Annotated in this window: 10 protein-coding genes; 2 read left to right on the plus strand and 8 right to left on the minus strand. The window is 43.4% G+C overall.

Features of this window, described 5'->3' with window-relative positions:
* The gene (locus tag DRB05_RS09095; protein WP_128726661.1) at positions 1-786 is read right to left on the minus strand and encodes a DUF6279 family lipoprotein; all 786 of its coding nucleotides are present in this window, start codon (positions 784-786) and stop codon (positions 1-3) included.
* Between the two features lie 140 nt (positions 787-926).
* Here DRB05_RS09095 and DRB05_RS09100 point away from each other — a divergent pair, with 140 nt between their 5' ends.
* The gene (locus DRB05_RS09100; protein ID WP_128726698.1) at positions 927-1,652 is read left to right on the plus strand and encodes a tetratricopeptide repeat protein; all 726 of its coding nucleotides are present in this window, start codon (positions 927-929) and stop codon (positions 1,650-1,652) included.
* Between the two features lie 92 nt (positions 1,653-1,744).
* On the opposite strand, the gene DRB05_RS09105 is transcribed toward DRB05_RS09100, so the two are convergent.
* Positions 1,745-1,891 (minus strand): DUF1737 domain-containing protein, encoded by a 147-nt coding sequence (locus DRB05_RS09105; protein ID WP_095729633.1) that lies wholly within the window; start codon positions 1,889-1,891, stop codon positions 1,745-1,747.
* Between the two features lie 106 nt (positions 1,892-1,997).
* Here DRB05_RS09105 and DRB05_RS09110 point away from each other — a divergent pair, with 106 nt between their 5' ends.
* Complete coding sequence (locus DRB05_RS09110) at positions 1,998-2,165, plus strand: DUF2986 domain-containing protein (protein ID WP_128726662.1); 168 nt, start codon at positions 1,998-2,000, stop codon at positions 2,163-2,165.
* A 182-nt stretch (positions 2,166-2,347) separates the two neighbouring features.
* On the opposite strand, the gene DRB05_RS09115 is transcribed toward DRB05_RS09110, so the two are convergent.
* From DRB05_RS09115 to DRB05_RS09140, 6 genes are all read right to left on the minus strand, one after another.
* Positions 2,348-3,751 carry a coniferyl aldehyde dehydrogenase gene (locus DRB05_RS09115; protein WP_128726663.1) on the minus strand — a complete coding sequence of 468 codons (1,404 nt, stop codon included), beginning with the start codon at positions 3,749-3,751 and terminating at the stop codon, positions 2,348-2,350.
* Between the two features lie 144 nt (positions 3,752-3,895).
* Complete coding sequence (locus DRB05_RS09120) at positions 3,896-5,344, minus strand: SLC13 family permease (protein ID WP_128726664.1); 1,449 nt, start codon at positions 5,342-5,344, stop codon at positions 3,896-3,898.
* A 12-nt stretch (positions 5,345-5,356) separates the two neighbouring features.
* Positions 5,357-6,307 (minus strand): porin, encoded by a 951-nt coding sequence (locus tag DRB05_RS09125; RefSeq protein WP_128726665.1) that lies wholly within the window; start codon positions 6,305-6,307, stop codon positions 5,357-5,359.
* 161 nt (positions 6,308-6,468) lie between these two features.
* The gene (locus DRB05_RS09130) at positions 6,469-7,827 is read right to left on the minus strand and encodes a sigma-54 dependent transcriptional regulator (protein ID WP_128726666.1); all 1,359 of its coding nucleotides are present in this window, start codon (positions 7,825-7,827) and stop codon (positions 6,469-6,471) included.
* Entirely contained in the window at positions 7,820-9,541 is a 1,722-nt protein-coding gene (locus DRB05_RS09135) for a cache domain-containing protein (protein WP_128726667.1), read from the minus strand. Before DRB05_RS09135 ends, DRB05_RS09130 begins: the two co-directional genes overlap by 8 nt.
* 140 nt (positions 9,542-9,681) lie before the next feature.
* Complete coding sequence (locus DRB05_RS09140) at positions 9,682-11,511, minus strand: M28 family metallopeptidase (protein WP_128726668.1); 1,830 nt, start codon at positions 11,509-11,511, stop codon at positions 9,682-9,684.
* Between the last annotated feature and the right edge of the window lie 132 nt (positions 11,512-11,643).

Consider the following 11,643-nt stretch of genomic DNA (forward strand, 5'->3'; position numbering starts at 1 on the left):
TTACAATGACTCTAAGAGCTCAAGCAATTCTTCAAGCTCTTCTTTGAAGTGCTTCTTTTGCTTGTCGCTCATGGTGTCTTTGAGTTTAACAGCGAGATTTGCATACTCATTTATTCGCCTTGCTTGAATATCTATGATGCGCTCGGGCAGCGCTGCGGGTGTAGTGACTATTGCTTGCTGCAACAGTTTAGGTGAAACCTGCTCAGTGCCGCTCAATAACATGGCTTGTTTAAACTGGCTAAAGCGCCTCTGTTCATGTGCACGCCAAACCTGACGCGCAAACTCGCCTTGTTCATAATATTCGTTAATAAGCTCCTTTTGTTTATTACTCAAATCACCAAGCCAACGCTCATAACGGTTAAATTGGTCTCCTTCCTCCCAGTCATCATCCAACATTTCTTTTTCTATGTTGGCTATCAGCATTTCTCGCTGTTCACGGTTAAGCGAATTTAGGTGTGTTTCTAACTTGGGATATACGGCTTCAACGACGGAATACCAATAGTTTCTTGTGGTATACACCATATCTACCAAATCACTCTCCGTCATGGTTTGCCAGCGCTTCAATAGTGATTGGATATGAAATTTGTATTTTGGTAGCTCTGACTGTCGATGCCACGCAACCAAAGATTCTACATCAGCCTCCAGCTTTTCCTCTTGCTCATCCGTCAGCTCAACATAATCGGAAATATAATAACTCGCTAACCATCCTAAGTTGTTATAGGCCAATCTTTGACTACATCCAGCCAAACACAGTAAACATAGCGCCAGTGCTATTAATTTCTTCATCCCATTGCCTCAATTTTTGTTTTTATTACCTTATATTAACGCAGTATCTGCGATTTTAGATTTGTATTTTGTAAATCTGTGTTTCTGGCATTAGAATAACTAACAACATAGTTAGCATAGCTACCTTAAGGAGGTCTATGATGTTAGGCAGGATTTCAAAAGCATGTATCGCCATTGCTCTGTTAAGCCAAGCACCGTTGGCAACAGCTGGATTGGAAGAAGGCATAGATGCACTCAATGCTGGCAGGTTCGAAGAAGCACTACAAGAATTCAATTATTTAGCTGAAATGAATTACGCCCCAGGCATATATCAACTCGGTGTGATGTACGAAGGCGGCTACGGTGTCATCAAAAATCCACGTAAAGCGGCAGAGTTATTTCAACAAGCAGTTAAACTTGGTGAAGCCGATGCGATGTTTGCGCTCGCAGTCATGTATGACGAAGGTCGCGGTGTTAAAAAAGACCGTTCTAAATACGTTGAATTAATGACTAGAGCGGCAAACAAAAACATGCCAGCCGCGCAATTTAACGTAGCGCTGATGTATGCAAACGGTGACGGTGTACCGCAAAGTTACCGCCACGCACTTAACTGGTATGAAAAAGCCGCCGCGAACAACTACACCCTAGCCATGTTTAATTTAGCACTCATGTATTTTCAGGGCTTGGGAGTCGAGAAAAGTATTGAACGCTCGTACGTATGGAACACGTTAGCCGAGTTTAATGGTTATGCTGAAGCCACAAAGAGCCGAGTGCTCGACGAAAAACAGCTTTCCCCTTCACAAATCGAACAAGCAAAAGAACTCGCTAATAGTATTTACGAGCGGATTCAAGCCGGCAAATACGTGGCAGAAACACGCACTAAATAGTCTAAGTTTAGATTAAGAAAAAAGTTGATTAACTAAGGCCTCATAAGAGGCCTTTATGCTATTTCACCCTTCAAATTGATTAGAGAATTAATTCAATTGGTATTAATCATTGCCTGTAAACATCTACCATTTTGATCTTCCATGACTCCTCCTTGAGGGATCCAGCCTTGTTTGATTAGTTCATTAACCTCCTTGATTAACCCTTTATAGGTCGCGGTTTTCACTAACGTATATTCCATTTTTTATTTCCTTCGATATTTGTATTAAAAAAGCCTATCTTTTTATCATTGTTGAATCTGCTAACACTAAGGTAAACTAGCACTTCATTCATAATGGTCTTTGAAAATGAACCGCAAAAAGAAAATTTACGAAACCCTAAAGAAAAAAGACAAGCGTGCTAATGCTAAGCTCCACAAAAGCAACAAACCGCGCTACATCTCAAAAGCAGAGCGTGAGAAAATCGCAGCCCAGCAAGAAAGTGAGAAATTAGATAGCGAAGACAACGAGCATTAATAGCCCCAGTTTTGTGTCAGCTCAGCCTACAATTCCTCATTAAAAGTTTTCTTTTTAAATCTGTAAATTAGTTGTACACCGGAAGTTCAAGGGATGCAGCTAATCACGAACCTAACTTTAGAGCCATGTTAGCTTTAAACCTAACTAAAGCAATAATATAGCAGCATCTAAATAGCTCGATACTACTTTTTCCTCAAAAAGAGCCACTCCAATGGCTTTGTAAGCAGCTTTGAATGGCTAAGCAGCATCTTGTTGCGCCATTTAGTGTTATTAGACTGGAGTATAGGCTTTTTATGGCTAAAGGTATAAAAGCCTTCTTCGCCATGATATTGACCCATACCAGAGTGACCTAGGCCACCAAAGGGTAAAGACTCAACTGCCACCTGCACTATGGTTTCGTTGATAGCTAAAGTACCCGTTGCGAGCTCCTTTGACACTTTATTTATGGCGCCCTGAGATTGCGTAAACAAATAGCTCGCAAGTGGTGTGGTGTCGTCTCTAATGTGGCTCATTGCATCATTTAAGTTGGATATTTTTAGAATGGGCAAAATCGTTCCGAATAGCTCCTCTTGCATCACCCTCATACTTCTGTTGACCTGGGTAATGATATGCAGAGGGAGCTGACGATTGTCGCGTGCGGTCTCAGCTTGCCACACATTCGCGCCTTTACTTCTGGCATCAGTAATAATGTCATTTAAGCGCTGAAATTGTCTGTCGTTAATAATTGAAGTTTGGTTTTTTACACCTACTTTCGATTTATATGTTTTTTCGTAGTGCTGTTTTAGCTCAGTAATAAATACGTCGTATTTTTCTTCGTGCACTAATACATAATCTGGTGCAACACAGATTTGACCTGAATTTGAGAGCTTACCCATTAACACGCTCATCGCAGCGCCGCTGATATCGGCGTCATCAAGCACTATAACAGGTGATTTCCCCCCTAACTCTAAGGTGACCGGCGTGAGATTTTTAGCCGCAGCCGCCATCACCTTTTTGCCAACTGCTGTTGAGCCTGTAAATAGCAAGTGATCGAATGGCTGTTCAGTAAACGTTGATGCAATATCAGGCCCGCCTTCAATGACGCACACTTCATTGTCCAATCCTTTAAAAATGGCTCTTATCACCGTATTCACCTTGGGAGTGAACTCGCTTAACTTAAGCATAACTTTGTTACCAGCGGCGAGGGCGGTAATCACGGGAACAATCGCCAACTGAATTGGATAATTCCACGGGGCTATCACGCCCACGACTCCTTTTGGCACAATCTCAATTTTTGCCTTAGATGGTAGCCACTGCGCACCGGGTGAACGATGCTGCACTTTGCTCCATTTGCGCAGGTGCTTCGCGATATAATCAATCGAATTGATGCAAGGCATGATGTCTGCAATCACGGTATCGAATCGACTCCGAGTACCAAAATCCTGATCTGCCGCCTCGACTAATTGATCTTGCCGCTGCAACATGCGTGATTTTATTTCGGTTAATAGGCGTAAACGCTTTTCAAGCGCGGGATAAGGTTCTTGGTTAAAGCGACTTTTTAACTGAGTAAATGTAGCGATTAGGGTGCTGGTATTATCTTCAATCATTATCAGGTCCTGCTAATGTCTAATTCGAATATAGCAAGGAAAAAACAACGGGTCTATCTTCAAAAAGCTAGGTATTACTATAGAGACAGGCTGCGTATGACCGAGTTGCCCTTCGATGGACACAGCCTGTGGAGAATGGCAACTTTAAAACCCTAGTATGCTCCTTGCCAAAGTCAAGGTAACAATTGTAATTAGCCCTATCGCGACCAAGTTTAAAACAAATCCAGCTCTTATCATGTCTTTAATTTTAATCTCACCCGAGCCAAATACGATGGCATTTGGTGGTGTTGCAACGGGCATCATAAAGGCACAACTGGCCGCGATTGCAGCTGGGATAACCCAAGCTAAAGGTGAACCTGTGATTGATTCAGCCACCGGACCAAGTAAAGGCAAAAAGCCTGCTGCCGTTGCGGTATTACTGGTAATTTCCGTTAAGAATGTAATAAGTGCGGCAACAACAAGCACGCCAAGTACTAAGCCCATGGCATCCGCGCCCGCAAGTAAGTTAGCGATGTAATCGGCAAGTCCTGAAGATTTGATCTGTGCTGCTAGTGATAAACCACCGCCAAATAATAGCAAGATACCCCAAGGCACCTTAGCCGCGCTTTCCCAATCTAAAATACGTTCGTCACTTCCCGACTTGGCTGGAAGAACAAAGAGTAACAGTGCAGCCGCAATTGCAATGCCAGTATCTGACAATTTAAGACCCGTAACATCACCAATTAGCGGCCTAAAGATCCAGCATACTGCCGCTAAAATAAATACCGCAAAAACCCCTTTCTCCGCACGAGACATTTCTCCTAGTGCTTTTAATTGGGAAGTAAATAACGACTTAGTATCAACATTAATTTCTTCTTTATCGACCTTGTAAGTCACTTTGGTCAACCAAAACCAAGCAAATGCCAGCATCACCAAAGACAGAGGCACACCAATCATCATCCAAGTGGCAAAACCAATCTCAATTTGATAACTGTCTGATAAATACGCTGCCATTAACGCATTTGGTGGCGTACCGATTAAGGTTGCAATGCCGCCAATGCTTGCACCATAAGCGATAGAAAGTAATAGCGCTTTGGCAAAGCTCTGGCTATCTCCCCCCTGCTCTTTCACCAAGTGAATAACCGAGAGCGCAATAGGTAACATCATGACCGCCGTTGCCGTATTCGACATCCACATGGACAAAAATGCTGTCACGCCCATCATCGCCAAGATCTGTATGCTTGGTTTAGTTCCTGCGAACAACATCGTATTCAGCGCAATACGTTTATGCAGCCCCCACCTTTCCATGGCAATCGAGAGCAAAAATCCACCAAGGAATAGATAAATCAAAGGGTGCGCAAAGGGCGCGGCGACCGCTTTAATAGAAGCAATGCCAACCAAAGGCGAAATAACCAAGGGTAATAAAGAGGCTGCTGGAATAGGTACTGCTTCCGTTATCCACCAAGAGGCTAGCCAAAACGCTAAGCCAGCGGTTCTCCATGCCTCAACCGACATGCCAGATGGTGGCTCAACCGAACAGATCACTAACATAACTAAGGGACCAAGCCACAGAAACAGCTGCGTTTTTATCGTTTTTTTATTCTCTTCTGTCATTGTCTTGAGCCTTTAAAACTTGTATTTTAAGCCAACTGCGATGCTAGTATCGTCTTGCGTTTCAAGGTCGAGCTGCGTTGCCATCACATATAAGTTAGTTTGTTTATCAAAAATATAGTCTGTACCTAGCGTCCACTGAGTTGCATCTTCGCTGTGACGTAATCCGCTTGAGTCCTTGGCAAACTGTAGTTTCGGACGCCAATTATCGTCGAGTTGATAACTTGCACTTAGTACATAACCATTTCCTGATTTGTCTTTCGCTAGATTTTCGCTATCTTGGATAATGGCTCCAAGTTGTAGCTTTTGCCACTTATAAGCCACTGCGATACGTGTAGCAACTAAATTACCAATACTGTCTGTATGGCTTAAGGCAACATAGTAATCTTTACTTTTTAATGCTCGGTCACCATAAATTGCGGTTGCTGCAAATCCGGTTTCATCGTTGCTCGCGTCGTCTTTAGGTGTGTAGCTCAGAGAAAAAGAAAAGTCGTTCCATTTAGGTGAAGAATAGGTAATTGAATCACCAACTCTGTCTTGGCCAGCTAGCACTTGGGCAATATCACTTTGGGTTTCGTTGAATTGATCGATTTTACCTTCACTGAACTTAAAACGCGTGTCGTTCCTGCCCACTAAAACTGTACCAAATTTACCTTCAAGGCCAACATAGGTATTCCTTGCTGAAAATGGCTCGGTGGTATCGTCGTGTTCAAAACCTTTAACTTGTACTTCATATTTGTAGACGAGTTTTAGATCGCTTGATAAGCCGTGAGTACCTTTTACACCAATTCTTGAAAATGGCGCGTCAATTTGTGTGCCCTCTTTGGTATAGCGCATCACCCCTTTGTCGGTGTTGGCAATTTGAACTTCTGCTTTACCATAAATGCTGTAGTCTGCGGCTAGCGCAGAGGCTGATAACGTTGCACTGGCAACTGCCACCGCCACTAAAGATTTACTTGCTGTCATAACTTGTCTCATTTTTTGATTATTGTCGCTAAAGACAACGCAATTCTGAGACCAGAGTTTATTTTTTGATATAAATCAGATATATAAATTAAAACAAAAGATTAACACCAGCTAAATTGTGCGGCTTTCCACACACTTAAATCTATATAGTGTCACTAAACTCACCCATCATCATTGGTGAACATAGTGCGATTTAATCCATACTTGCTCATCTTATCGTACAAGGTTTTTCTCGGTACTTTTAGCAAATTCATCGCATCTTTAATACTGCCTTGGCTTTGCGCCAATGCTTCTTCAATTAACGATTGCTCGTAGTAGCTCACCTTCTCAGCCAAACTCAACGTTTCATCAGACAAATTGCTCTGTATGTTGTTATTCGCAGTCATCGCACCACCGAGTAAAATATGGCGCTCGGCGTGGTTTCTCAGCTCTCGCACGTTTCCAGGCCAATCTTGTGCCAGTAGCTGCGCCTCTAATTCAGGGCTAACAGGCTGCATAGGTTTATGAAAGCGAGTGGCGGCAATGGAGCTAAAGTGTTTATATAGCAGCGGAATATCAGCTTTTCTGGAACGAAGTGATGGGATCATTACTTTGACGAGGTTAAGACGATAAAATAAATCCGAGCGGAATTTACCTTGCGCGACTAAAGTTTGTAAATCCACTTTTGTCGCTGCAACCACCCTGATGTCCAGTGCTATCGCGGTGTTGCTGCCAACAGGCGTAACGCTTCTTTCTTCTAAAACGCGCAGCAGCTTCACTTGTAAAGCCGCAGACATGGCTTCGATTTCATCCAAAAAAACCGTGCCGCCTTGGGCAAAAGAAAACTTCCCCTCGCGAGACTCTTTAGCCCCTGTAAATGCACCACTTTTGGCACCAAATAATTCACTTTCAATCAGTTCTTCTGGTATGGCACCGCAATTGATGGCAACGAAGTTATGATTTGAGCGCTCGCTATGGTCATGTAAGTATCGCGCCACCAACTCCTTTCCAGTACCGGTCTCACCTTCAATCAGTACGTCAGCTGGGGTATCAATTACGGCATCAAGCAAATGTAGCATTTGCTGCATTTGTTTTGTCTCACCTAAGATCCGCACGCCCGGCGCAGACTTTTTCTTGACCTGCGCTTTGAGTTGTCGGTTTTCCATCACCAACCGGCGTTTATCAAGCGCCCTTTCTATGCAATCAAGTAGCGGCTCTGACACAGGCTTTTCAAAAAAATCGTAAGCCCCTTTTTGAATGGCTTTTACCGCCACTTCAACATCCGCAAAGCCGGTTAGAAATACCACAGGTAACTCAGAATCAAACTGCATTACCTGCTCTAAAAATTGAATACCATTGATCTCGGGCATGTTGATGTCACAAAGCACAACACCTTGAAACTGACGAGTTAGCTTTTTTAGTGCAGGCGCCGCACTGGAAAAACATTGCACTGAGTACCCTTCTATTTCGAATAGTTGCTTTAGTGCATCTCGTATACTTTGTTCATCATCGATGATTAACAGTGTTTTCTCTTCAGTCATTTTGCGGATTCTTTGTGTGTAAACTAATTAAAAACTCGGCACCACCTTGAGGATGATTATGGGCACTGAGTTTGCCATGAAATGATTCAATGATCTGCTTTGAAATGGATAGCCCTAAGCCCAAGCCATTACCTGATTTAGTGGTGTAGAACGGTTCAAATATGTTGGATAATGCATGTTGCTTAATCCCTTCGCCTGAGTCAATAATAGACAACTGGATCTTGCCTTCATGCTCCACGGCGCGAATATAAATACACTTGTTATCTTGCTCAACAATGGCTTGGCACGCGTTACTCAAAATATTCACCAAAACTTGCTCAAACTTAAATGGGTCAACCCAGATATTGCACGCAAGCCCCTCACTTTGGATTGCTACACCGTAGCGTTTGAGTTCAGGTCCAACTATAACCAAGGCGTTATCTACTGAGTGTTTAAGGTTGGCCACCAGCATTTTATTATCATGATGCTGGCTAAAAGACTTTAGCTGCGCCACGATTTTATGCACCCGAGTGATTAAAGATTGGATCAGTACCATGTTTTCGACTACTTTGCTCACATCTCCCTTTTGAGCCAACCGTTTAGCGCTGGCAACATATGCACTCATGGCACTAAGTGGTTGATTGATTTCATGGTTAATACTGGCGCTGAGCTGCCCTATAGTCGCCAACTTAGCAGCACGAATAAGTGCATCTTGGGCCTGCTCGAGCGCTTGCTTGCGGCTGGCAACCTCAGCCTCTAGACTGCGTTGGCTGAAAAGCAGCTGCCTGTATCCTGTCAGTTTACTCAAAGTGTACTCAACAACAACGAAGAGTATGATTAATATCAGTGCGGTTACCCCAAGCCGCGGCCATTGCGCTGCTTTGATGGGCGCAGTATCATGCAGCAAATAAAGTGTATATTGCTTGTTAAGCGGCCTCTTTTGCATCAGCGCGTCGCTGCCATGAGATGAAGTTTTAACTCTGGTTGGTGAAAGTACGCGCCAATCAATCGGAAACAGAGATTCATTTTCAAACTGCCTTGAGGATTCAATTTCTTTGCGCTTTGTAGGGGACAATTCCCCTAACGAGGCTAACCGCCACTGCTCAACATCAGATGCCAGCACAATATTATTGCCGTCCACGATTAAGAAATGACTATCAGTTCCTGTATCAAGCTGGGCTTTATCAGACTCAAATTTACTGGCGTTAACCTTCATCACCACAACGCCCACAAGTGTTCCGTCTTTGTAGACAGACTTAGCAAAATAAAACCCGCGGGTTTTGGAACGCAAACCGAGCGCGAAAGAAACATGCTCGTTGCCCTCGATTGTTTCGTAAAAATAGGGGCGAAAGGCAAAATTACTGCCTTTGTAGCTATGCGGCAAATACCAGTTGCTGCTCGCAATCACAGTTCCACTGAGGTCTAACAGGTAAACGTCTGACGCACCACTGGATATTTGGATGTCCTGAAGGTACCTGTCCAGTTCATTGGTGTCTTTCGTACTTGCTTGCTGTAAGCCTGATTGCACCAACGTACTTAGACTCAATTGAGTTTGGATGGCTTGATAGCGAGTAAACTCAGCCTGAATATAGCTATTGAGCTTTTCTAGGTTAGTTTTAGTTTGTACAAGGACACTTTCTTCATCCTGTGCTACATTGAACAAGTAGCTTGCCCACAATCCGCAAAATAATAATAAGAGATGAATTAATATCTTAACTGAGAACTTATGTGGCACACGCAACTCCTAATATAACTCATCGAGTCTACCAGAAGCAGAATATCAATTAAATCAAATCTCTCTAAATCAATGTATCACTAAGCACCAAGACCGAAGATAAACAAGGTTTTATCTCCGATCTTGATTTTAAACGTGTTTTAATTCGCGCTAATATTTAGCGTTACATTGCTTGCGGCTTGATAGCCTTGTAGACCGATATACCAAGTACCAGCCTGAGGATTGGAGATCGTACATACCTCATTATTGCCATTTTTGTATGGTCGACATTGGTAGGTGTTAGTATTAGGTTGTGCGCCAAAATTAACATAAAGATCCGCATCTCCCGTGCCTCCCGACGTTGTAATTGTCAGGGTTTGGTATCCCGCAGCAAGTGCTTGACTAAAATACTGCCACTGTCCGCTGGCAACAGAAATACTACCAATGGTTTCGTCAATAGGCGTATTGCCACTCGAGGTATCGTACTGCCCTACCAAACTAACTCCCGAAATCGCATTCCATGCCTCAACCATCACATAATACGTACCAGTTTGCACAGCGGAAATATTGCATTGCTCGTTACTAGACGAGTTAGTGCTCTTGCAGTCATGAGTGTCCAAAGTAGGTTTGGAGCCATAGCGAACGTAGAGATCGGCATCACCAGTACCACCTGACGTGGTAAAAGTTAAATTAGTTGCACCTTGTGGAACCTCCATGGTGAAAAACTGTTGGCTTTTAGATGCACCGGAAATGCCAGTTTTAGCCACACCATTTTCAAGCTCATTGTTTGGCGGTGGCGGAGGTGTATCCCCCGCGTTTTTACCAAGCTCAGCAACAAATGCCAGCGCGAGTTTTGCAAATTTTTGTGCATGTGTTGAATCAAATTCAGTATCGTTGGTGGTATGAATTTTTCTGTTGATCTCAGACATTCTTGATTCAAATGGCATTGAAGCTGGGAACCCTTGCTGATACCAAGATGCATGATCAGAGCAACCATAGCCGCATTGGTCATAGGCATAGCTTAGGTTTGGCAAATAAGTTTCAATTAATTGGCCTAAGAACTGATTCTGTGCGCTGTTTGTATAGTCTGTCATCATCACAATATCCGCACTACTGCCATTGCGTCCAGTCATATCAAACTGTGTCATACCGACTACGTTTTTTCCCTGAGAACTGTACGACTGCGCGATAGCTTTAGAACCTCGAAGCCCAACTTCTTCTGCCGCAAAACCCATGATTTGGATTGTCCGCTGAGGCTGATACCCATCTTCAACAATAGCGCTTAGCGCTTCGGTCAGCACAGCTATCCCTGAGGCATTATCATCCGCCCCCGGCGCAAGCCCATTTGAGTTAGATTGGTTAATTGAATCAAGATGCCCGCCGATAATAACGATTTCATCACTCAGTTCGCTGCCTGGAATAGTGACAATCACTGAGGGCTGAGCCCAAGAATGGCTAAAATATTCAACACTAATATCTGAGCGACTTGCTGCAATATCACTCCATGTTTGCTTGACCCATGCAGCGGCATCAATGCCTGTTTGCGAGGTATAATAGCGGTTATAAAAACTAGTTAGCGAGTTGACACTGCTGTCTAAGCTCACTGTACTGACTTTTGAAATTAAGCTGTTAACCCGTGTAGGATTATCGATGCTGTAATTAACCAGTGTCGCACTTGGATTTACGCTTTCTAACTGTGCAAGATAGCTTTGCGCCTGCTCTAAGGAATCATGGGCGACAAAACCACCGCAGCGGTGATATTCGTCGTGCATAAATGCACTCAGGTGTGCATGTAAGTTTGCGGGTACTTTTAACGCTTTGACTTCGCTGTTTGGTAAAGAAAGCTGCTCGAAGTGAGTACCACGAATAGAATTATGAACTTGGAAATGCTGGCTAGACTTCGCATCCATCGTCACCCAAACCTCTTCAGACGCTTCAGAAAAGCCACTCAAACAGGCAATGCTCAGTAGCATAGATGTAGTTAATTTCATTGTTGTATCCTCAACTCATTTGAATAACAACATGATTTAAGCACTGAGCAAAATAAGAGGATTATTCAAATGAGATAAATTTCTGACTTTATTTAGGCCCTAACAACAAGGGAGCTTGCGCTCCCTATAAGC

It is taken from the genome of Pseudoalteromonas sp. A757 (assembly GCF_004103285.1).
Lineage (GTDB): Bacteria > Pseudomonadota > Gammaproteobacteria > Enterobacterales > Alteromonadaceae > Pseudoalteromonas > Pseudoalteromonas galatheae.

Coding starts and splice junctions, on each gene's coding strand:
- DRB05_RS09100 (WP_128726698.1), top strand. CDS start 927: ATGTTAGGCAGGATTTCAAAAGCATGTATCGCCATTGCTCTGTTAAGC.
- DRB05_RS09115 (WP_128726663.1), bottom strand. CDS start 3,751: ATGATTGAAGATAATACCAGCACCCTAATCGCTACATTTACTCAGTTA.
- DRB05_RS09095 (WP_128726661.1), bottom strand. CDS start 786: ATGAAGAAATTAATAGCACTGGCGCTATGTTTACTGTGTTTGGCTGGA.
- DRB05_RS09130 (WP_128726666.1), bottom strand. CDS start 7,827: ATGACTGAAGAGAAAACACTGTTAATCATCGATGATGAACAAAGTATA.
- DRB05_RS09125 (WP_128726665.1), bottom strand. CDS start 6,307: ATGACAGCAAGTAAATCTTTAGTGGCGGTGGCAGTTGCCAGTGCAACG.
- DRB05_RS09105 (WP_095729633.1), bottom strand. CDS start 1,891: ATGGAATATACGTTAGTGAAAACCGCGACCTATAAAGGGTTAATCAAG.
- DRB05_RS09140 (WP_128726668.1), bottom strand. CDS start 11,511: ATGAAATTAACTACATCTATGCTACTGAGCATTGCCTGTTTGAGTGGC.
- DRB05_RS09120 (WP_128726664.1), bottom strand. CDS start 5,344: ATGACAGAAGAGAATAAAAAAACGATAAAAACGCAGCTGTTTCTGTGG.
- DRB05_RS09110 (WP_128726662.1), top strand. CDS start 1,998: ATGAACCGCAAAAAGAAAATTTACGAAACCCTAAAGAAAAAAGACAAG.